The sequence below is a fragment of the Enterobacter sp. JH25 genome (assembly GCF_021725435.1).
In the GTDB taxonomy this organism is placed as follows: Bacteria; Pseudomonadota; Gammaproteobacteria; order Enterobacterales; family Enterobacteriaceae; genus Enterobacter; species Enterobacter intestinihominis.
In genome coordinates, this window is record NZ_CP091322.1 from 80143 (window position 1) to 99264 (window position 19122).

Here is a 19122-nt window from a genome sequence, read left to right on the forward strand (position 1 = left end):
TATGACGAATATTACTGACATCACCTACGGGATTCCTGCAGAAGTCTGGCCGCGCGATTACACCAACGTGGAGAAGGCGCTGATGTTCTGGCGTAAGTCTCTCATTCCTGTAAGGGTCACGATGGAAGATGGTCAGGTGTTCTGCATGTACGTTCAGGGTCTCATGTCGTCGCGCAACAAAGTCGATCTTTGCCCTGCCCCGTTCGACAAAGAAAATCGTATAAGGCTCCCACTTGAGCGAATCAGTACGATTGAATCAGGTGTGACAGAAGGCATTGCGCACGATTTCACGGGTCGGACAACGGTACACCCAGACTATGTGGACAATCGGCCATCTCGCCGTGATTTCTTCAAAATTTGTCGCCAGGCTCATGAGATGCAGAAGTCTATAAGGGTCTACATGGCGGATGGCCGTGAAATTGAGGGGGTGTCTTCAGGCGTTGACGCTTGCCAGGTCACGCTCAACATGGGGGACGGTCGGAAGACAGTCGTCATGTTCGATTGGGTCGAACGGATTTTACCGTTTTAAATCTATAAGGGTAATAACCGGCTAAGTCCGGTTATTATTTTATGTGTCACTTCCCGTTATATTTATTTCCCCTAATCCCGATTCCGCTTTAAATATATAAGGGTGAATGACCGAATAGGGAATTTATTTAGGCAACACCTTCGAGAAAACGCGATTTATTTCTAAGACTTTGATTTTTATTGAAGAAAAATTTTTTTCGTTCCCGCGTAAAAAACTCTTGATTTTAATTTCTGTATATCGATAATTAGTCACATCGAAAGCGAACACGCTAACGATAAACAAATAACAAATTAAGTTATCAATATTACATAAGGATTAATATCATGTCTAACGTTGCTATCTCTAAAAAATCCATCATCGACGCTGCTGTAGTTATCGCTAATGAATTACAAGTTGCAGCCAATAATGCTACTCAGACTTATAACAATCATTATCAGAATGGTACGCACACAAAAGCAGATAAAGCTAACATGCTTGCAGCGACTACCAAACTTGCATACTTCACCAACAACGTTTTAAACGCTGTTAATGATGAGAAATTAGCTGGTGTCTTTTACTACGCGATTAAAGCAAGCAAACAAGCGCCAGAAGTGTTTTTCCGCGAAGCTATGACCAATAGCTATTCACTCGAAAAATTGGTTTATCTGGTTAAATCTATCAAGTCTGGTAAATGCGTTTATTCCGTCGCTGATATGTCCGGATCTCGCGTATTCGCATTAATCGAAATGATTAATGATGAAATGGAGACATTCACAAATGGCGCTGTTTTCGATTTGATGAATGAAGCCAAAAAAGAAAATGAAATTAAATTAGACGCTGGCTACACTCAAGCCAACCAGCTGATTAATCTTTGTGAACGTCTCGGACTGGTCGAGAAGATCAAAGGAATGGGCGCTGCTAAAAACGGATCTCAGCAATATCGCTTTATCAAGAATGATTTTTATAACTATCTGGCTGATGCTTTCAAAGCGTAATTAGATGGATATAGCGCCCACTATGGGCGCTATTTTTAAGGATAAAAATCATGATTAGTTATGACCAGATCCGCGCGGAATATCGCGCAAAATATCGCGCTTATAAACTTGAATTAATCGACGACTTAAAAGCGCAACGTGACAAATTAAATTTTACGTTTTCTGATTTGCTTAACAGCAAAAGAGACTGTAAGCGCAAGCGTGAATATTTGCGCTTGTCTGAAATGATCGGAAAACTGCAAAACAGCATTTAAGCAATAGCGCCCATAGTGGGCGCTTTTTTCGTTTCAAGATCCGCACATCATAACGTGCCATTGTTGGCGCGTTTTTTATTGTCTGAAGTCAGCCAAAACAGACCAAAAATAAGCGCCATAAACGCGCCAATTTAACGCGTTTTTATGTGTGGTGGTACATACCCATTACCCACAATAAAAAACACGTTATAGCGCGTTTTACAGCGTTTTAGCGCGTGGATTATTTTGTCGTGTCGTGGGCGTGATCGTCTGGCGATAGCTGGCGACGTGATCCGCGCTATCCTTCGGGACGTGTCGGCAATGTTGGCGCTATCCGTGGGCGCTTGCGTATCATTGGCACGTTGGCGCGACGTGTACGCGCTTGCAGTGGTTTACCCACGGATTCACATAATCACATAGCGAAAGCTATCTGGATGGCTCAGGGGCTGAAACTCCACCAGCGTTACCCCAGCGCCGCTACGCAATTTCTGGCGCGATTCTGGGCTTCTCCCGCTCTGTTTTCTACATAAAGGCAAACCCAGCCGTTTCCCGAAAATTTCCTGACCGTTTCCCTTCGGTTCCCCGGACAGCTCTCTGGCCGTTTCTGAAATTCCCTGCGGCAGATGGTGGACGAAAAGAAAGGGGCGTTTCCGGCCCCTCCCCTCTTACTTGCCAGCCATGATGTGAATGCGGTTCTTTCCGTACACCTCTTTCACGTATTCCCCGCACGAGACACTCCACGAGTCGATTCCTGCTTCGTAGGTGACGTTTTTGCACTTGATGGCATTGTTGGCGATGCGCATCCCCTCCCCCACTGCTTCCTGTTCGCTGAAGTCGAACCCGGATTCTGTTTTAACCCATAGCGCGATCTGCGTGGCGAACTCGATGAGTTTTGACTGGCAGAAGCGACCGCTGCGCACCGGGAAGATGAATACGCCAAATCCGGAGGTGGAGACATACGCTTTCTCAAATACGCGCTTATGGCGACGGTTGCAGATTATGTCATTGGTGATCTGCTGTTTCTCTTTCCCGGACAGCTCGATGGTTACATTGTCACGCCAGGCGTCCAGCACGCTTTTCTCGTTCTCAGAGAACGTCACAGAAATATGGCCATGCGCAGGGGTGTTAACAGTAGCGATAAAATTCATGGTGATAATCCTTTAAACAACTTGTTTTCTTGTTGGTTTAATTATCGCTACGCGCATAAGGCGTCCAAGCGCTCTGTTCCGGCAGCTGGTGGCCGGCAGGGAGTCGGAGGGGTGCTCGGTAGCCTGGCGGTAAGAGGTGGATGTTTTTAGCCTGCGGGAAACAGGATGGTCATTTAAGGCCACCAGCATGGGTGGCCTCGTTTTCTTAGTGGAGCAGACCGACGTCGATGGTATCGCCGGAGCCATCCACGCGGATCATCAGCATGGCGAAAGCATTTAATGGGTATCCTGCGTGCCAGTCCGGGAAGCGGTCATCGCGCATGAAGTCGGCAATGTCATAAACGCTGTCTTCAAAGCGGAAGAAGCGGGCATCAAATTGTTCGTCCTGTTCAACGTGATCCATTTCCTGCTGCTCTTCCGGCGACAGGTCGAGCCAGGATTCCAGCCATACGTTTTCAGCTTTAGGGGAGATAGTGAAATCGGTCATGTGCATATCCTCCATGCGTAAACATCTTGTTTTCTAGTTGGTGTAATTATCGCAGTGTGGATAAGGCAAAAAACATTTTGTTATCGGGGATAAGAAAATGGCGCGGGATACGCGCCATTGGAAGGGATTATTCAAACACGCTTTCGGGAATAAATTCGTCTACCATCGCGCTGGAAACGATACGCAGACCGTATTGACCCATCCAGGTGCTGTTAGAGTTCAAATCGGAGGTAAACAGCTTATCTACTCTGGTCATCAGCTTATCGAACATCGCCTTGTCCGCGGTGCGGAAGTACGCTTCCAGCTTTAGCAGCAGCGGGTCGGTTGCGTTGCTGATGTTCTGATAACCTACGGTGTATACCGCACTTTCACCTTCCCCCTCGCGCACTAAGGTGCTGGTGTGAACCTCCGTTCCGGTAGTGTTGTCACGCAGAACGACGGTCAGTTTGGCAACTTTCTCGCCGAAGGTGGTTTCGGACGCATAATGTAAATCCAGCACAAGATTTTCGCGTAAAACAGTCATCTTTATCTCCCTGTAGTTGACTAACCTATATTATTGTCATAGGTATGTACTTACAATACAGGAGACTAAAAAAGCCCCGAAGGATGAACGGGGCTGTCGTAGGGTCGACTAATCGCTTTTGCACATGTCAGGCTGTCGCCAGTAGAGAGGCACGCTGGATTTCTTGCTGGGCTGCTTTGTTCGCCTCCAGTAGCGCCTGTTCCAGCTCTCCTTCCGGCCAGATAATCTGTTTTGCCATCCACCCTCTTCCACTCTGGCGACGCACACTCATGACGTAACGCGTGCGGGAACCATTGTCGAACGAGACCAGCGTCTCTTTGAACAGGCGAATAGCAGTGCCGTTGGCGATGATATCGAGCAGGGTCAGCTGGCTCATTGCGGTTGGCTTTTCTTTACGTGGCTGGCCCGCACTCAGTTTGGTGATCATCGCGTTTTTCATAATTCACTCCGTAAACAACTTGTTTTCTTGTTGGTGTAAATAATACCAGCGAGAAAACGGCTACAAAGCATAGCGTTACGGCGCTGCGCTGCCCCGGAGGTTGCAAACAGCAAAAAGCCACCGTGCTGGTGGCCTCACTCTTAATCTTCGTCGTCCGGGAACTCAATGTGTACCGCGTCCACCAGCTCCCGCTGTTCATCTTCACTGAGCAGGTGCCAGATATCCTTCCCTTTGGGCGATTCCCCTTCTGCCGGGACGAACGACCATAGCTTGCGGTGCAGTTCCGGCCCTACAGCATCCAGACATTCGGCCAGCGAATCCACACTCCATACCTCCACCAGCACAGGCATCTTAATTTCATTCCCCGGGCAATCGTCAGAGGCGCAAACTGTAGCGCCTTCATACTCGCGGCCACAGTGCTGGCAAATGAAAATGGTCATGCGCTTATCTCCGTTAAATAAACATGTTGTTTTCTTGTTGTTGTTATTATCGCAATAAGAAAGCGGGGAAAAAGTATTCATTAAAGGCTGATGTGTTTGTGTCGATTTATTGCTATGTATGTATCTGGCTAACTCAGAGGGAATGTGATGAGCACTAACAACTACACAGACGGTTACTTCAGCATCGACGTCGAGAGAGGCGAACTGCTACATGGCGGTATCTCTGTCGGACGCATCATTTTGACCAACGGTCAGATTTATACAGAGCTGGACGACACCAGTTCAGACGCACCTGTCGTCTCCGGCCCCTTCGGGACAAGAGAAGAGGCGCTCGATGATTTGTGGGACAACAGGGACGATGCGAATCAGGGCAGTGAGATTTTCGAATAAGCGTCATCGGCGATTTCGCCACCAAAACCCGTAACCCTTTACACTAGATCTGGCTTCCCGACATGAGCGTGCGAAGCTGATCTGGTCTCAACGCTTAACTGCGGGATTCACCATTTCCCGCACTCTTCAGGTGAATGAGGAATAAGGCATACTCCCGCAGTCGTCCCTCTCTCTGTACCGGGATGTACCCGTTCCCCGACCGGCAGCCAGCCTTTTCCCGGTTCGTATAGCGGGATTCCCACCGTTTCCCTGAAAACCTCCAGCCTTTTCCCTGCGGCGACGCTCCCGTTCCTGAAAAGGGACATGACCTTTTCCCTGGATGGCCCGAAGGCTGACCGAAGGGGTGAAAATGGACGTCACGGGGGATGAAAACTATGGCTTGAATTTCTACGGAGGAAGTAGCGATCCCCCTCTTCCCCTTCCCACTTATACCTACCTCTAATTCTCCCTCTTATGGGGGCGTATACCTCCCCCCTGATAACGCTCTATACGGCGAGTATTTCTTTGGGTGAAACGGGAGGTTTGTTCTCTCTACCGGCGTATGTGGTTTCGTTCTTCTTGAGGTGGCTCTTCTCTGTGTTTTCGTCTGGGTCGTTCTCGTCGTTTTGGTGAGTGTTCTTCTCCGTGTATGGAGTAATGGCAGGTGCGCTTTTCTCTTCGTTTACGTGAAATGATGGAAGTGTGGGTAATGGCAGTAGGGCGCTTTTGTTGTTCTCCGCATATGAAGTAATGGCGTTCCCTGCTATTCAGGAATTTGCGTAATCTTTCGGGGTAATAGTGGGTAAGCGAGATTGCGACGGTTCTGTTCTGGTCTTGGTTTGTCCGGGGTTTCGTTCTGGCTGTTCTTCTCCGTGTATTGGGTAATGGCGTCTCGGGGTTTGCGTGCGCGAGCTGCGTTCTCGATTGCCTGGGAAGATTAGGTGGGTGGTCTGTAGCCTGGGGCAAAGAGGTGGGTCTTTCCGGTAGCCTGACAGGAAGAGGTGGGTGTTTCCGGGATTTTGGGTAATGGCGTCTCTGGGTTTCCTGTGGGTGTGGTTAACTTGTTTTCCTGTACCTGAAAACAACTTGTTTAGATATCCAATACAACGCAACGGGAGCGCTTCTGAGCATGTCTATTTTTGGGTGGTATCACGAGTCGTTTTTGACGTTTTGGTCGCAGGGAGATGGGTTCTGGTGCGCAGGATTTTGGGTATAAGAGATGGCGTGCGAAAACGTCAACTTTTTAGACCAAATCAGGGGAAATCGTTGACATTTCGTTGATGTGTTATTTATTTGTTTTCTTATGAGTGTAATTGACTTAAATGCCTTGTCACGCCTGGGCTGGGGTAGGTTGGAAGGGTGGGGAAAGTGGCGATCAACGGACTCTTATAGAAATCCTCAATTTGTGACCGCCAATGTCAATGGATTGATAGTCCTGGCTCAATGTCTAATAGACATTCCCATTGAAGTGTTTTTGGGTGGCGGATTCTTGTCGGGTCCAGTCAGGACGTGCATTCTGGTTTTGACAGTCGTAAAAGCGGAGGATATCCCGCATCTGAAAATCGATGTTGTCCTGTGGCGTAGCATTAACGAAGGTGTAATCGGAAGTCTTCCCACGAACGAGATTTTGCCGTCCAAGATGAATCAGTGCCCAGTTGTGGAATTGCTCGCGGCTTTCGACCTGTCCAAATGGCGTGAATCCCCAAGCGCTGAAAAATGCCTGCATGTATTCGTCAGATTTAGTGGTTGGGATTATCGCAAACAAGATCTGCTCTCCCACGCCTTCTAGGTAGGCTTTTCCAGACAATTGGGTCGCGGTTTTGCCTGAAAGAAGCTCTGCGTTGCAGAGCAGCATGGTATCGCGTCCTGCCGGTGGCGCTGTGCGTATCAATTCATCTGTGCTTTCAGCAGCCGCTGCGGAAAACGATATGCCCAACGCGAAAGCACAGGTCAAACGAAAATTCATTGACTCTCCTTGTTTACTTATCGGTGTTATTAACTTGTTTTCTTATATTCGCAAACAAAACCATAATCCGAACTCACCGGTGCTCAGTTCCGGTTGTGACCTATTGAGCGCGAAAGCAGGATACTTTTCCAATGTTTTTCACGCCTGTTGATTTCGTGTTTGTCGCTGTTGTTGTCCATGATCTCCAGAATGGAAAACGTGACGTTTTTGAGCCGTTCCTCGTCGCAGGTACCGAACGCTTCAATCAGTCCGGCGTTCCCACCGTGTCCCGTCGTAAAGTAGGTCTTCCATCTTCCCCATATTCCGTCTTTGCCGTTAGCCTGGCCAACATACAGCTTCTCTCCATCGACATCGGTTAGCAGGTAAATGCCTTTGACAATACTCAGCGCTGTTTTCCACGATTTTAGCTCCTGCCGGATGATGGCTCCCAGACTGACTCTATCCAGTACCACGTTTTTGTAGCCGGGAAACTCACCAAACGAGAGACAAACAGGGGAGATCTCGACGATTTGCATCGTCCCAGCTAGCGTCTCACCTTTCAGGATAAAGTTGCGAGGACGAGCCGTGCGAACGTACATACGCCCACGATATTCATCCAGTTCAGTAACAGGGGTCAGTTGATAGAGATTGTATGTTTCATTCCGACCTGGGACATAATGAGATGCCGTCAGACTACACCCCTTCTTGATATAGGTCCCGGCATAGAGAAATCGTTCCTTATCTTCAGTCTGAATGAGTGAGACAACATAAGTTCTATCAAAGCTTTTATGCTTCTGTAGACATTGCCAACTATCAAACGTCTTGTTTACGAACTCCGTTATCGGGTTTTCTTTATACTCGTTGGTGCTAGCTAAATGAATTTTGCAGTTCTGTGGGGTCAGCGGCGGGTATCGCGACTGAAGGTACTGGAATAGTTCCATGCATAAAGTGTCCCTGATTAGATCGACTCTGCCGTCTTGTATCTCACACAGAGAGCCGATCTGTCCACTCGGAACAAGCAATTACCAGTCCCATGCAGGCAGCCCATCCACCAGCTCGGCGTCGCAATCGAATTGCACCGCGTCAAAGCCGGCATCCAGTATGGCCTGTATGTTGGAGATCGCCTCTTTCGAAATGCCGTATTCACTTAGCTCTTCTTTCCAGTCACTGCCACGCATTCCAGCACGAACAATCCAGCCGTACTGTGTACCGTGTACCCAATTCAACCCGCGATCGGTAAGTGGGTCGAAGCAGGCAATGGGTAGCCGCTCTGAATCCGCTGCCGTTACGTGGGCGGTGCTGATCACTGCCGTTTTGTAGACTTCCGTGAACTTCAACATACCAACTCCTTAAACAAATTGTTTTCTTATATTCGTTATTATCTCAGATAACAAAAGGCTGAAAACAAAATGTTTAAGGGGTAATTAGGTCAATTTAAAGTCATCTATGTCGTCCACGAACTCCATATGTCTGGCTTCAACACTAGACAGTCTGATCAGATATGCAAGCCCGTAACTAAGTGAAGTGGGTTGTTCCAGCACAAACTCGAACCCGTTCTCATGCGTTTTACCAAGCCAGAATCCACCGCCGTATTCTTTTTTACGTTGGAAGAAAACGAACTGTCCAGGTATTAAGTACTTGAGCACTTCTCCCCTGTAGACGATCACATATTTGGAATTTTCTCTGCCCATTTCACACACCCCAATACTGTATGTATAAACAGTAGTATTTTAGATGCAATGAATCAACTTTGATGGTTAATTAAATAACTAGGTGGTGAAAACAATTTGTTTCGGCACTTGAGATTTCGGTAATTGCACATACATGGAAAACGACAACGTTTGAGACCTGATTTGACCCATGTGAAAGGAGGAAACGATGAAGACCTATGATCGCAACCGTAACGCTATCACTGCCGGCAGCCGGGTGATGGTGGCAACGAATGGTGCAACGGGAGTCATCAGGGAAATCTGTGGAGAAGGCAAATCAGAAGAACAATTACGCCGCTCTGACTGCGTGTCTATCGAAGGTGTGGAAGGTCTGTTCTGCCCAATGGATTTAGTTCGCCTGGGGTTCCATTGATTTCACCATCAATAAAACAAATTGTTTAAGGCCACAATTAGTGGCCTTATCTGTCTTATGGCACAGCGGTAATCAGATCGCAAATGCCTGTTTTAGTTAAATCACTATTCAGCTGCTGAAAATTGGCATTCAACATCGCGGTGTGTATGCGATTCTCAAGCTCAAAGAAAAGGTCGATCTTGCCCTCTTTTGCTGCGTGCTTCTTCCAGACATTTACCTGGTCGTCAGCAATGCGACTGGCGCAGGTGAACAAAAACGAACTCCCTCTGGGAAGAGATGTCGTACTGTAGTACTCACCATTGACCTCAATATACTTAGCCCGGAATGATTCCAGAGTTAGCTCATTACCTTTCTTGGCCGGCTTTGCGTCTGCCTTGCTTGTCTTTTCCTGAACTTCAGGCTGTTTCTGCGTCGGCTTCGGTGTCTCATTGACCGCTGCTGTAGCGGCCGGAACACCTAAGCCATTGAGACCATTAATTTGGATAAGATAAGCCAGCTCCAGAGCCTTATCATCAGTGAGTTTTCCACGCATATTTACCCACTGTCGTTGAACCGTCTTTAGGGTATCTGCATTTTCTGGGTTAGCCTTGAGCGCGCTGGAATAGGTTGCGCTAAGTTGTTCGTCTAATTTTGACAGGCGTTCGTTGTCACAGATTTTGTGTTCGATTTCTGTCGAAGCCTTTTGGCAGTCAAAGCTGGCTGCAAATGAGACCGGCGATGCCACCAACAATGATGCCAGTAGGATATTTTTCATATTCACTCCATAAATACAAAAGCGCCTGACTATATCACTTAACCAACTGCTTATCTCGACTGATCGTCAACCACTTTCAGTCCATCACGTACCGCTCTGACATACGCTCAAGGTATTGGTATGCTGGATTTGGCACCGTTGGCCAGCCTGCATACCACGGTTCATCGCCAAACAAACTCAGCAGTTCGTTACCTACTCCGAAACAGCAGCAACTCTCTTTTACGTCATCAGCGTTTTCAGCTTCGTCCCACATATTTCTGGCCGTTTCTGCGTCGATTTCCCTCTCTCTGCGCAACTTTATGATTTCGGACTTTACGAAAATCAGATTTGCGTCGTTGTCATCGCCGACCGTACTTCGCAGTTGAGGGGCGAGGCAGCCAATCAAGTAATCATCACTCACTCGCTTAATAAATGTCTGAACATCATCACCGCCCATCGCAAACCAGGCGGCAGTCCACGCTTTCCCATAGCAGGTTATGGTGACTCTTCCCTTACCCGGCTCGTAGTTTTCAATCATTACGCGTACCGGGTCGAGACGTTCCAGATCCGTCAGCACAAAGGAAAGAACATCTAATTTCTCGACCTTCATGCAGCCTCCCACGCGCTCCAGATCTAACGGAGTGCCGGCAGCCAGAGCCTCTTTTGCTGTGTCCATTGCGTCCATGAACCGGTCGAACTCATTGGCGCGTTTCTCAAGGTCTCTCCACTGCTGGCTCCAACGGCGTGCCAGATGTTCGATAAAAACCTGCGCCGATTCATCAAAGTTACCTTCGAACGTCACAAGCTCCTTGTCGATTTTGATGGTTCCGGCAGGCGTTCCTTCGTTCCCCTGTAGCACTAAATTAAATGGCAGCTTCGCCTGATTAACGCTGGCGAATGTAATTCTCGAGTTTTCGCTCATGTGTTCACCTCTGATAAAGTGGCTCTATTCTTACATAAATTAGGTAAGTATTTACCTATCATTTTACGCGTTTGAAAACGTATACGCTTACAGTGATTCCGGTGTCTTCAAACTCGTCAGTAAACGACTTCCCTTTGGCATAAACGTAATTATCCAGCGTCATCCAGTTCAGAACTGGCGCATCACCCGGCAGTACTGCCACCAGTCGCCCGCCGACTTTCAGATGCTCCAGCGCGGCCAGCGTATGCTCTCTGTGACGGCCAAGAGAGTAGGGCGGGTTCATGACGATTTTGTCGAACTGATAGCCTGCGTTGTCCTCAGACCACTTCATGAAGTCGCAGCAGACCGTATTTGTGTACCCCTTGCCAAGCAGGATATCAGCGAAGAGAGGTGCGACTTCTATGCAGGTAACGTCTTCCGGATTAGCGTCGATGCAGGCCAGCAGATCTCCACGCCCGGCTTCAGGCTCCAGCAGCTTCTCACCTGGCTTCAGCTCGATGGCTCTGGCAACGTACTCCGCTATCAAACGTGGGGTAGGGTAGAACTGGTGTGATTTTGTATCCGGCATTAAGCCGGTGGCCACAATCGTATTGAGCGTATGGCCGATCTCATACGGGAACTGCCAGTGCTTTTTCTCCTGTACGCCGCCAATGAAGTTCAGTGTGCGCTCAAGCTCTTCCACTTGCGACTTCTGGAGGTTGGAATCAGAGAAGTACCAGACGCCTTTGTCTTTGTTGAATCGCCCGTCGCGCAGCGCGGTACGAACCGGCTCGGAGATCGTCTTCTGGATTAACCCGAACTCTTTTGGTGCCCGTGTTTTGGGTGCAGTACGGCATGGCGCCGGGATTGCTGCAGGCATACTGTAAGCCAGCACCTCATTCAGCTTCCAGGCCACGTCAGGATGTATTTCAAAGTGAACGTTGCCGTTCTTGAACATCTTCACGCGCATCAGGTTTCCGTCGACATTCATCCAGTCACCGGTCTGGCAGTCGTTTGCCCGGTACGCAGCAGATAGCATCTCAGTTGTGCGGTTGATGGTGATGAACTCTTTGTGCGCGAAGAAATGAAGCATGACGCGCAGGTCGTCGATGTAGTCCTCTTTTCGGTAGTTCACGCTGACGCTGTCCCGCCAGAACTCGGAAATGCAGTTGGCGATGATCAGACGCTCGCTAAAGCCGTTCGTCTTATTGGTCTTGTGGGCAGGACTCAGCGCCTTAAACAAGCCATACACGCGCTCAGAGAGATATTTGTGCCTGTCATTCAGCAGATTGAGCATCGTGGGGATGACCGTTTCTGCTTTGAACTCCGGCACACCAACGAACTCCTTAACCTTCATCTGGTAGCCGGTTCTGTCAGTCCTGATGGTCTCCTGCTTGCCCTCGATAAACTGCTCACGCCACTCGTCGCGGCGGGAAGCTGGCATGATCAGCAGAACGTTTGTCATATCCGTGACCTTCTTCCAGTACTCGGCCCAGATATTCTGTTTCACCCATTCAAGGTCGACCTTGTCCAGCCAGGCTCTGTTAAAGCGTGTGCGCTCGTCATCCGGCCGGTGGTTGAGTCGCAGCAGGCGGTTAATCATGTTGTGGCGTTCGTCGCCATAAACGAAGTCGTGAACCTGATGCATGAATGCGATCTCTTTCTCGCACTCGGCCACAATTTCGTGGATGACGTTCATTTCCTGCCGGTAGTCGATATCAGTGTTTGGGGTGATAGCGTCAATGATGGAAAGGGCTGTATTCATGATTGCACCATTAAACAAATTGTTTTCTTGTTGGTGTTATTTTCCCAAAGTTGAAAAGGCGTAAAAGCAGCATTCACAGGCGTTGCAGCTGATTTAAGGCGTAAAAAAGGGGGCTTTCGCCCCCTGTCGGCAGGTGAGATATTAGTGGTGTACGTGCTGCGTTTTGTGCGGCTGTTTGTTCAGGTCGTGGCGATGGGTCAGCTCGCGCATCATGTCTTCAAGACGGCTCTTGGTGTCGTCAAGCTGGTCGGCCATTGCCCCCAGCAGATGGCGAACGGCTATCGGATCGTCGCTGTTCAGCTCAGGCATTTTGAACCCAGCCTGGGAAGACATCAGTTTGAAGGCGGCCAGCAACATCGCCAGAGAAGACTTCAGCCCGGCGATTTCACGATCTTTGCTGGCGTTGGTTTCATCTGCCTTGACTGAATCCGGTGAGCACTTCGGCTTGATTACCATTTCCAGAGTTGCCTGAAGTTTGTCGGCGCGTTCTTTCTCTTCCAGATACGCTTCGCCGAAATGACGCGCCAGCATCACAATTTCAATCGGATCATCAATCATGCTTGAGAACTTGAGAACGCTGAAAAGGCGGTCGATAGGGGAGGCGTCGTCTTCGTGACCAACCACAAGACCCATGATCTCAACCAGTTCGGCCGCACCAACTTTTTTAATCACGTTTTCAACTTTGGCATTAGTTTTTTTGCATTTTTCGCACATGTGTTTTTTCCTTATGTTTTTAAACAAGTTGTTTTCTCGATGGCGTTATTGTGGCGTGACTGAAAAGGTGGGCAAACGCTACGTAAAGGCGGACGCCCACACTGACGGTTAATGAAGACGTTTGGATTCCTTCATTTCGCGTTCGACATGCTCACGACAAGGCTCATACTCAATGGCGCTGGCGGTAATTTTCCCGGCAGCAATTAGCTTCACGGCAGCAAAGCAAAGTCCTTTAAAGGTGAACTTGGCCTGGTTGCGTCCGTTTCCGATGACAACGTTTTTGCCATATCCGCGGTCAATGAAGATCTTGAGGAACTGGCGGTTAACAGTGGTGTATTTGCGCTTAACGTACACATCACCCAGCGAGTCCATCAGCGCACCCAGAACAGCCCCGGACGTTCCGAGAATGCGACCAGCTTCATTCAGCCCATAAAGCTCATCAGCAGTGCCGCAAATGGTGTCCATGAGAATGGCTTTTGGCCTTGCCACCGACAGCTTGCGCTCAAGATCAGCACGCTGTTCTTCAAGATCGGCTGCCAGTCGAAGTGCTTCTGAAAAGGTTTCCGGGATGCTGGGGTAGGCACCGTAAAGCGCCCCGCTTGAAACACTCATTTCCAGCTCATGCCAGCGCTCAATGACAGCAGCGCGGTACTTCAACGAGTAGCCGGTAATGAGAACATCGGTATGCTTTCGGTCGAGCATGTACTCGCCTTCCATTCCCCGGTAATCGATGTTGACAACAATGCCTTCAACAATTGTAAGTAACTGATTTTTCTCATAACGCAATTTTGCGTTATGGTAATCGTCGGCATACAGCTCATTCAGCACGCTACGGATGTCGCGAAGAATGTCGCTGTGTCGTTTACCGGTCAGCTTTGAGATTTCTTTTGAGGACATCAATGGTCTGTCCGGGAGCACACCGGGAATCGATAAAGTAGTCATCTCAAACATACATTCTCCATTCAGTGTAAAAAGGGCCGTCAGTGGCCCTTGTTGTTAACTCTCATTGGTTAATTGGCTAAACAATTTGTTTTAACAGTGCCGAAAATGGATTCGGCATCAAAAGAACCCGAGAATGCTGCCCACCGGAACAACGAAAATTCCCACGACACGCGCAAGTGTCATTCCGGCATCAAACTGAAGATCGCCACCGTTCACGAGTTTCACCAGATTCATGATCCAGCCACCAAGCAGAAAAATGGCGAGGCCAACAATCATCGCGGTGACTTTCTGGAAGCTCCATTTCATGCAATAGCCTCAGTCACAGTAGAAGGAAGATCCGGAGTTGCAGGTCGAGCTGGAATCGTGTCCAGCAGCATCCCATCCAGAGAGACAGGAGGTCGTTCTGGCAGGGGCGTCGTCTGCAAGGTTGTGGTGGAAGTAGTTGTGTCCGGTATCAACAGACTCTGACCGGCTGGCACGGCTACCGCTGCCAGGGTTGCTAAAATTACTCCGTAGGCCATTGGCTTCAGTCGATTTCGTTGAAAATTTTCCATGGGAACTGTCCTTGTGCGTCTGGGATTCACGCAACACACGAGAGGCGACGGAATCACGCACCTTCTCCATGCCTACTGTCGCACCCAGATTTGCTATGGCGGTAGCTTGCGCATCAATGCGCTTCTCCAGCTCAAACACTCGTTCTTCCAGTTCCGCAAGGCGTGCAGAAACACGACCGCTAAACAGCTCGGCCAGAACCAGGCGAATTGAACGGGGACGTTTATTGAAAGAAGTGAAAGGCGTTTGACGTGCCATTTGGATTCCATTCTGTGTCAGAAAGAGTTGCGGCTGGCTTGGCCAGCCGCCTTTTGGCGTTCCATCCTGGAACAGTACCTAACCGGTACTTCGTCATCCTGACGAACGGTAAGATACCTGATTTAAAATTATAGGTAAATACTTACTTATCATTTTGTGACAAAAATCCAATGTCACGCTTGTGAGGCATATCAGCTGCGGAGTAGGCGGCGATCTTCGCCAGGCGGTCACACATTTCGTTCTCGCGATGACCGGCATGACCTTTAACCCACTTCCAGCGGACATTGTGACGGCTGGCGGCCGAATCGAGACGTTTCCAGAGATCGACGTTTTTGACTGGCTTCTTCTCAGACGTGATCCATCCGTTACGCTTCCAGCCTTTCATCCAGAGCGTCATGCCGTTTTTTAAATACTGGCTGTCGGAATGCAGGATCACGTTGCAGGGGTACTTCAGACGCTCCAGCGCAATCAGGGCGCCCATCATCTCCATCCGATTGTTGGTCGTGCTGTGGAAGCCCTCAGAAAGCTCGCGCTCTTCGCCTCGATACTGGAGAACGATGCCGTAACCGCCCGGCCCGCCCGGATTTTTGAGGCAAGAGCCATCACTGAATACTTTTACGGTTTTGAGCTGGGGATTGAACTCGACTACGGGGGTTTTGAAGTTGGTACGGGATTGCTGGTGGGTTTGGTATCTGGCTTTGGACTTCGTGCGGCAGCCAGTATGTTGCCGGGCTGGGGTCTTGGTCGTCATTTTGGCTCCAGAATCGCGCGCCGCGACGATTTTTTTCCTCGCGCGTGTGCGCACGCGTGCGTGCAAATATTAAAAATTATTAGAAAAGAAAAACTTACTTCCCAGAACAGGTTTTAATAAAACCTGAACTGAACGAACGAAGTGAGTGAAGTTCACCTCGAACGAAGTGAGAGGTTGTCTTTTCAGGTAATACTTTCCCAGGGAGGTGAGTACAAAATTTCCTCACCAACCTGGTCGTTACATAACCTGAAAAGTTATGACCTAAGTCTACTGCCAGCTTAGGCTTGGGAAGTTATGGATGACAGCACCCCAGAACCGAGATCTTCCCACACTTTATGAAGGGGAGTACTGGATTCAACCTCTCGAAACACTCCAGACTCGACAATCATAAAGTGACCCTTCTCTCTGCTCACTTTGGTTCCCCCTTCCCCAACCCCTAAACGGTGCCGGTTCTACGCTGGTAGTGAGCTTTTTTAAACCTGATGCCAGTGACGCTATCCCCCACCCATCAGGTCGAGCTGCCGGAATCAATCCGGAAAGCGGGTATATTTTATCACTGGCGATCTGCGTTTTAAATGGTAAGTACTTACCGATTATTTCGATTGATTATTTTCTCGCCCATGAAGCTGGACGTTCAGGGCAAACACCTCATTGATGAGTTCCCCTAACAGCTGCTCCACCAGCTCTTTGTGCTCGCCTGAATGAAGACATTTGAGCGACCATTCGTAGAGACTGAAAGCCTTATCGCGATCTTTCATCATGTCGCGCACTTTGGCCAGAAAATCGCTCTCAACGAGCGCTACGACGTTCGTCGGGTATACCATGATAGTTTTCCTTACTGTGGTTCATAAAATCGATTCTAGAGCGTCTGAAGAGGGGTTCCAGTGGGTTCTGGAGGTGTAAAACGGTCAGGGAGTTGTTTGGAAATCACGTCTTAAAAAGCCTGCGTCTGTATATATTAATAATTAGTACTTAGTTATTTATATATACAGACGCAGGTTCTCAAACTAACTCCCAGACTGGTGTTTACGCTGCCTTTTTACGTGGTCTCTTCTTCCTGACAACATTGGCAGGATCATAACCACCCAGCTTTTTCATCACCGCCAGCGGTATCTTGTTGATGGTGTGCCCAGCTTCCTGACAGTAGCCACGGAAGATAAGCAACATGCTGCCACCAGGGTTGATGTTCACCTCCACCAGCCCAAGTTCAACATCTGGCTCAACGAACGCCACGCGGCCGCCAGACAAGATGACGGTTTCGTTGGCGCATTCAGCCGCACGCTCGTACCACTGCGTATCGAGGGATTGTGGTATCAGCATGACCGTCGTCACTCCACGCGCCTGCTCGCGGATGGCTGCGTCTATCCAGGGGGTGATTTTGGAGTAGGGCGGGTTAAGGAACGCCACAGTGCCAGGTTCTCCCCAGCTGCACTTGAGCGCATCACGCTCAACACCGATAAAGTTCGGCAGGAGGGCATTATCTTTGTTGCAGGCGACGTCCACATCGAACTTTGCGCCTATGTAACGTTGGATGGCGACAAACAACCACTGCGGTGTGCGCCAAAGGTCGCGAAGAGAGGCATCACGCTCTCGCTTTTTGATTTTTTCGGCTGCGATCATTACTTTGCTCTTATAGGTAATTACTTACCTATTTTTTCATTTAATCCAACGGATAGCAAACAAAGAAGAACGCGCCAGATTCGCAAACGGGAAGCTCTCTGGCGCGTTTTATCGATGCTGGGTATGCAATTAGCTTACCCAGCGTCCTAAAGCTGTCAGGGGGCTTTAGATCGGGTAGGGGAACATCATCCAATGGAATACTCCGCTATGAATTTTTTGACGATCGGCGACTCTTTATTAAGGGTTAGATTTCCACCTTCCCTGGTGGCAATGCCAGTAGCTGGAAACACAGCCATCATCTGGCCAGCCTGAGTCGAAGCGGTGTTGAGCGGATATGGTTTCTCCGGGTTGCTCATTAGCGCCAGTTTAATGCTATTGCTGGTCGCCGTGTTCGCGTCAAGGATATGGCGCATTGCGATTACCGTGTAGACGCTGATTTCCGGCCCACCACTAAACCAGTTCAAAAGGTTTAAGATCTTGTCTTTAGCTTTGACTGGCGCCCCTTCGAATGCGGCAGTAAAGCTCTCACTTTCCAGACCGGCTGTCGCATAGAACGATTCGTCCTTACCTTCCAGCGTGAAGCGAGGTTTGGCCGGGGTACGCTCTGATTTTGCCTTCTGGCGTTTTGGCTGCTCTTCTTCAGGTTTAGGCTCTGACGCCACTGAAGGTAAAGGGGTTGGATCTGTACCGGTAGTCTCAGTACTTCGAGCGTCAAGTTCAGGCGCTGGCTCGTTCACTATCTCCGCAACAAGGTCACGCTCTGGTTCCTCGACCTTCACCGATTCGTGCTCAATCTCAAGCTCTTCCAGAACGCTACTCAGATCGCCGGTAGAGCTGGCATTCATGACTTCATCCGCCACCGCCTCGACTGGTTTTGCGATTGCATCACCCAGACCAGAGAGAAGATCGTCGATCTCGTCGACACCGCTCATTTTCGCAGCTTTTTGCACTGGTTCGTCGAGAGATTGCAACATTGCAGTCAGTTCGTCCAGTTCATCGTTTTTAACAGTGTTTGTAACTGCGCTCATTTTTAACTCCTTATGTTTTCGTTGGTGCGTTTCCGCGTTTTGGTTGAGCGTATTCTGGCAAAACCTATCAGGCGGAAAAGTCATAATTACAGGCAGTTAGAAGAACTGAAGGCAAAGAAAAAGCGCCATCAGGCGCTTTCGAATGGGAGTTTGAAGAAGCCGTATTTCTCTCGGGCTTTGAAGAAGCACTGCATCATCAGGTCAGTATCGTAGAGAGCGCTGTGAGCCTTCTCACGGTCGTAAGTGAACCCAAGTGAGAACGCCAGCTCTTCCAGGCGTGGGCGCTTCCCATCCTCGGTAGCCCACAAGCCATCTAGCATGGAGTCAACCAGAGGGATATCTGGCAATTTCACCCCATAGCTACCGAACTCGTGGCGAATGAACGGAAGGTCAAAAGCCTCTCCGTTATGGGCGACTAACGCGCTACATGCGCCCATGTACGCAGCAATCTTGCCTGCGTGGTCAGCCAGTAGCGGTTCCGTCGCCAGATCTTCCAGTGAAATGCCATGCACTGCCTGCGCCTTCGGATCGATACTGCGACGCGGGTTGAAGCGCATCTCAAGGCTGTCGATGTGCTTCTGGGTTTCCAGTTCATAACGGGTTATCGCGATTTCGATAATTTTGTGGCCGGATGTGAAGTCCAGCCCTGTGGACTCAATATCGAAGCCACCGACAATCGTGGTCATTGG

General features: G+C 49.2%; 26 protein-coding genes. 5 read left to right on the plus strand and 21 right to left on the minus strand.

All coding sequences use genetic code 11. The annotated features are described in order from the left end of the window. The first annotated feature begins 1 nt into the window (after position 1). The 3 genes from L2Y28_RS25185 (at position 2) to L2Y28_RS25195 (ending at position 1757) form a co-directional block, all read left to right on the plus strand. Positions 2-529: a transcriptional regulator gene (locus tag L2Y28_RS25185; RefSeq protein WP_006812523.1), complete on the plus strand. Its 528-nt coding sequence runs from the start codon at positions 2-4 to the stop codon at positions 527-529. Positions 530-852: 323 nt separating this feature from the next. Continuing rightward, positions 853-1503 carry a hypothetical protein gene (locus L2Y28_RS25190; RefSeq protein ID WP_022649938.1) on the plus strand — a complete coding sequence of 217 codons (651 nt, stop codon included), beginning with the start codon at positions 853-855 and terminating at the stop codon, positions 1501-1503. 50 nt (positions 1504-1553) lie between these two features. After that, on the plus strand, positions 1554-1757 hold the full coding sequence (locus tag L2Y28_RS25195) for a hypothetical protein (RefSeq protein ID WP_016051712.1): 204 nt from the start codon (positions 1554-1556) through the stop codon (positions 1755-1757). A gap of 644 nt (positions 1758-2401) precedes the next feature. On the opposite strand, the gene L2Y28_RS25200 is transcribed toward L2Y28_RS25195, so the two are convergent. From L2Y28_RS25200 to L2Y28_RS25220, 5 genes are all read right to left on the minus strand, one after another. Next, positions 2402-2884, minus strand: coding sequence for a hypothetical protein (locus L2Y28_RS25200; RefSeq protein WP_022649937.1), 483 nt, complete (start codon positions 2882-2884; stop codon positions 2402-2404). A 205-nt stretch (positions 2885-3089) separates the two neighbouring features. Beyond that, the gene (locus tag L2Y28_RS25205) at positions 3090-3371 is read right to left on the minus strand and encodes a hypothetical protein (protein WP_022649935.1); all 282 of its coding nucleotides are present in this window, start codon (positions 3369-3371) and stop codon (positions 3090-3092) included. A 127-nt stretch (positions 3372-3498) separates the two neighbouring features. After that, positions 3499-3894 carry a hypothetical protein gene (locus L2Y28_RS25210; protein WP_022649934.1) on the minus strand — a complete coding sequence of 132 codons (396 nt, stop codon included), beginning with the start codon at positions 3892-3894 and terminating at the stop codon, positions 3499-3501. Positions 3895-4021: 127 nt separating this feature from the next. After that, complete coding sequence (locus L2Y28_RS25215) at positions 4022-4333, minus strand: hypothetical protein (RefSeq protein ID WP_022649933.1); 312 nt, start codon at positions 4331-4333, stop codon at positions 4022-4024. 140 nt (positions 4334-4473) lie between these two features. Then, positions 4474-4689 (minus strand): hypothetical protein, encoded by a 216-nt coding sequence (locus tag L2Y28_RS25220; RefSeq protein ID WP_161496784.1) that lies wholly within the window; start codon positions 4687-4689, stop codon positions 4474-4476. Between the two features lie 231 nt (positions 4690-4920). On the opposite strand from L2Y28_RS25220, the gene L2Y28_RS25225 reads away from it, so the two are divergent. Then, entirely contained in the window at positions 4921-5163 is a 243-nt protein-coding gene (locus tag L2Y28_RS25225) for a hypothetical protein (RefSeq protein ID WP_022649931.1), read from the plus strand. Positions 5164-6589: 1426 nt separating this feature from the next. Here the strand turns inward: L2Y28_RS25225 and L2Y28_RS25230 are convergent. From L2Y28_RS25230 to L2Y28_RS25245, 4 genes are all read right to left on the minus strand, one after another. Beyond that, a complete protein-coding gene (locus L2Y28_RS25230; protein ID WP_022649930.1) occupies positions 6590-7108 on the minus strand; it encodes a hypothetical protein in 519 nt (172 codons plus the stop codon). An 83-nt stretch (positions 7109-7191) separates the two neighbouring features. Then, a complete protein-coding gene (locus L2Y28_RS25235) occupies positions 7192-8028 on the minus strand; it encodes a GIY-YIG nuclease family protein (protein ID WP_022649929.1) in 837 nt (278 codons plus the stop codon). Between the two features lie 81 nt (positions 8029-8109). Next, positions 8110-8427, minus strand: coding sequence for a hypothetical protein (locus tag L2Y28_RS25240; RefSeq protein WP_022649928.1), 318 nt, complete (start codon positions 8425-8427; stop codon positions 8110-8112). 84 nt (positions 8428-8511) lie between these two features. Then, positions 8512-8778, minus strand: coding sequence for a hypothetical protein (locus L2Y28_RS25245; RefSeq protein WP_022649927.1), 267 nt, complete (start codon positions 8776-8778; stop codon positions 8512-8514). Positions 8779-8965: 187 nt separating this feature from the next. On the opposite strand from L2Y28_RS25245, the gene ydfZ reads away from it, so the two are divergent. Beyond that, positions 8966-9169 carry a putative selenium delivery protein YdfZ gene (ydfZ, locus tag L2Y28_RS25250; protein ID WP_022649926.1) on the plus strand — a complete coding sequence of 68 codons (204 nt, stop codon included), beginning with the start codon at positions 8966-8968 and terminating at the stop codon, positions 9167-9169. Between the two features lie 55 nt (positions 9170-9224). Here ydfZ and L2Y28_RS25255 read toward each other — a convergent pair whose 3' ends face one another. From L2Y28_RS25255 to L2Y28_RS25310, 12 genes are all read right to left on the minus strand, one after another. Further along, complete coding sequence (locus tag L2Y28_RS25255) at positions 9225-9923, minus strand: lysozyme inhibitor LprI family protein (protein WP_022649925.1); 699 nt, start codon at positions 9921-9923, stop codon at positions 9225-9227. A 76-nt stretch (positions 9924-9999) separates the two neighbouring features. Further along, positions 10000-10824: a hypothetical protein gene (locus tag L2Y28_RS25260; RefSeq protein WP_022649924.1), complete on the minus strand. Its 825-nt coding sequence runs from the start codon at positions 10822-10824 to the stop codon at positions 10000-10002. Between the two features lie 58 nt (positions 10825-10882). Beyond that, positions 10883-12568: a DUF4942 domain-containing protein gene (locus tag L2Y28_RS25265; protein WP_022649923.1), complete on the minus strand. Its 1686-nt coding sequence runs from the start codon at positions 12566-12568 to the stop codon at positions 10883-10885. Between the two features lie 141 nt (positions 12569-12709). Further along, positions 12710-13282, minus strand: coding sequence for a hypothetical protein (locus tag L2Y28_RS25270; protein ID WP_022649922.1), 573 nt, complete (start codon positions 13280-13282; stop codon positions 12710-12712). A gap of 108 nt (positions 13283-13390) precedes the next feature. Further along, on the minus strand, positions 13391-14233 hold the full coding sequence (locus L2Y28_RS25275) for a Rha family transcriptional regulator (protein WP_000462606.1): 843 nt from the start codon (positions 14231-14233) through the stop codon (positions 13391-13393). Between the two features lie 108 nt (positions 14234-14341). Then, positions 14342-14530 carry a hypothetical protein gene (locus tag L2Y28_RS25280; protein ID WP_000872126.1) on the minus strand — a complete coding sequence of 63 codons (189 nt, stop codon included), beginning with the start codon at positions 14528-14530 and terminating at the stop codon, positions 14342-14344. 9 nt (positions 14531-14539) lie between these two features. Beyond that, the gene (locus tag L2Y28_RS25285) at positions 14540-15034 is read right to left on the minus strand and encodes a hypothetical protein (RefSeq protein WP_022649921.1); all 495 of its coding nucleotides are present in this window, start codon (positions 15032-15034) and stop codon (positions 14540-14542) included. A gap of 142 nt (positions 15035-15176) precedes the next feature. Continuing rightward, on the minus strand, positions 15177-15785 hold the full coding sequence (rnhA, locus tag L2Y28_RS25290; protein ID WP_022649920.1) for a ribonuclease HI: 609 nt from the start codon (positions 15783-15785) through the stop codon (positions 15177-15179). A 593-nt stretch (positions 15786-16378) separates the two neighbouring features. Continuing rightward, positions 16379-16609: a hypothetical protein gene (locus tag L2Y28_RS25295; protein ID WP_000262979.1), complete on the minus strand. Its 231-nt coding sequence runs from the start codon at positions 16607-16609 to the stop codon at positions 16379-16381. A gap of 202 nt (positions 16610-16811) precedes the next feature. Further along, the gene (locus L2Y28_RS25300) at positions 16812-17405 is read right to left on the minus strand and encodes a phage N-6-adenine-methyltransferase (RefSeq protein ID WP_022649919.1); all 594 of its coding nucleotides are present in this window, start codon (positions 17403-17405) and stop codon (positions 16812-16814) included. Positions 17406-17590: 185 nt separating this feature from the next. After that, positions 17591-18433 (minus strand): hypothetical protein, encoded by an 843-nt coding sequence (locus L2Y28_RS25305; protein ID WP_022649918.1) that lies wholly within the window; start codon positions 18431-18433, stop codon positions 17591-17593. A 128-nt stretch (positions 18434-18561) separates the two neighbouring features. Beyond that, entirely contained in the window at positions 18562-19119 is a 558-nt protein-coding gene (locus tag L2Y28_RS25310; RefSeq protein ID WP_022649917.1) for a 3'-5' exonuclease, read from the minus strand. Positions 19120-19122 lie beyond the last annotated feature (3 nt).

Bases quoted from the DNA above. Each gene is read 5' to 3' on its own strand.
- L2Y28_RS25185 (WP_006812523.1), top strand. From the start codon at position 2: ATGACGAATATTACTGACATCACCTACGGGATTCCTGCAGAAGTCTGG.
- L2Y28_RS25190 (WP_022649938.1), top strand. From the start codon at position 853: ATGTCTAACGTTGCTATCTCTAAAAAATCCATCATCGACGCTGCTGTA.
- L2Y28_RS25195 (WP_016051712.1), top strand. From the start codon at position 1,554: ATGATTAGTTATGACCAGATCCGCGCGGAATATCGCGCAAAATATCGC.
- L2Y28_RS25200 (WP_022649937.1), bottom strand. From the start codon at position 2,884: ATGAATTTTATCGCTACTGTTAACACCCCTGCGCATGGCCATATTTCT.
- L2Y28_RS25205 (WP_022649935.1), bottom strand. From the start codon at position 3,371: ATGACCGATTTCACTATCTCCCCTAAAGCTGAAAACGTATGGCTGGAA.
- L2Y28_RS25210 (WP_022649934.1), bottom strand. From the start codon at position 3,894: ATGACTGTTTTACGCGAAAATCTTGTGCTGGATTTACATTATGCGTCC.
- L2Y28_RS25215 (WP_022649933.1), bottom strand. From the start codon at position 4,333: ATGAAAAACGCGATGATCACCAAACTGAGTGCGGGCCAGCCACGTAAA.
- L2Y28_RS25225 (WP_022649931.1), top strand. From the start codon at position 4,921: ATGAGCACTAACAACTACACAGACGGTTACTTCAGCATCGACGTCGAG.
- L2Y28_RS25230 (WP_022649930.1), bottom strand. From the start codon at position 7,108: ATGAATTTTCGTTTGACCTGTGCTTTCGCGTTGGGCATATCGTTTTCC.
- L2Y28_RS25235 (WP_022649929.1), bottom strand. From the start codon at position 8,028: ATGGAACTATTCCAGTACCTTCAGTCGCGATACCCGCCGCTGACCCCA.
- L2Y28_RS25240 (WP_022649928.1), bottom strand. From the start codon at position 8,427: ATGTTGAAGTTCACGGAAGTCTACAAAACGGCAGTGATCAGCACCGCC.
- L2Y28_RS25245 (WP_022649927.1), bottom strand. From the start codon at position 8,778: ATGGGCAGAGAAAATTCCAAATATGTGATCGTCTACAGGGGAGAAGTG.
- ydfZ (WP_022649926.1), top strand. From the start codon at position 8,966: ATGAAGACCTATGATCGCAACCGTAACGCTATCACTGCCGGCAGCCGG.
- L2Y28_RS25255 (WP_022649925.1), bottom strand. From the start codon at position 9,923: ATGAAAAATATCCTACTGGCATCATTGTTGGTGGCATCGCCGGTCTCA.
- L2Y28_RS25260 (WP_022649924.1), bottom strand. From the start codon at position 10,824: ATGAGCGAAAACTCGAGAATTACATTCGCCAGCGTTAATCAGGCGAAG.
- L2Y28_RS25265 (WP_022649923.1), bottom strand. From the start codon at position 12,568: ATGAATACAGCCCTTTCCATCATTGACGCTATCACCCCAAACACTGAT.
- L2Y28_RS25270 (WP_022649922.1), bottom strand. From the start codon at position 13,282: ATGTGCGAAAAATGCAAAAAAACTAATGCCAAAGTTGAAAACGTGATT.
- L2Y28_RS25275 (WP_000462606.1), bottom strand. From the start codon at position 14,233: ATGTTTGAGATGACTACTTTATCGATTCCCGGTGTGCTCCCGGACAGA.
- L2Y28_RS25280 (WP_000872126.1), bottom strand. From the start codon at position 14,530: ATGAAATGGAGCTTCCAGAAAGTCACCGCGATGATTGTTGGCCTCGCC.
- L2Y28_RS25285 (WP_022649921.1), bottom strand. From the start codon at position 15,034: ATGGCACGTCAAACGCCTTTCACTTCTTTCAATAAACGTCCCCGTTCA.
- rnhA (WP_022649920.1), bottom strand. From the start codon at position 15,785: ATGACGACCAAGACCCCAGCCCGGCAACATACTGGCTGCCGCACGAAG.
- L2Y28_RS25295 (WP_000262979.1), bottom strand. From the start codon at position 16,609: ATGGTATACCCGACGAACGTCGTAGCGCTCGTTGAGAGCGATTTTCTG.
- L2Y28_RS25300 (WP_022649919.1), bottom strand. From the start codon at position 17,405: ATGATCGCAGCCGAAAAAATCAAAAAGCGAGAGCGTGATGCCTCTCTT.
- L2Y28_RS25305 (WP_022649918.1), bottom strand. From the start codon at position 18,433: ATGAGCGCAGTTACAAACACTGTTAAAAACGATGAACTGGACGAACTG.
- L2Y28_RS25310 (WP_022649917.1), bottom strand. From the start codon at position 19,119: ATGACCACGATTGTCGGTGGCTTCGATATTGAGTCCACAGGGCTGGAC.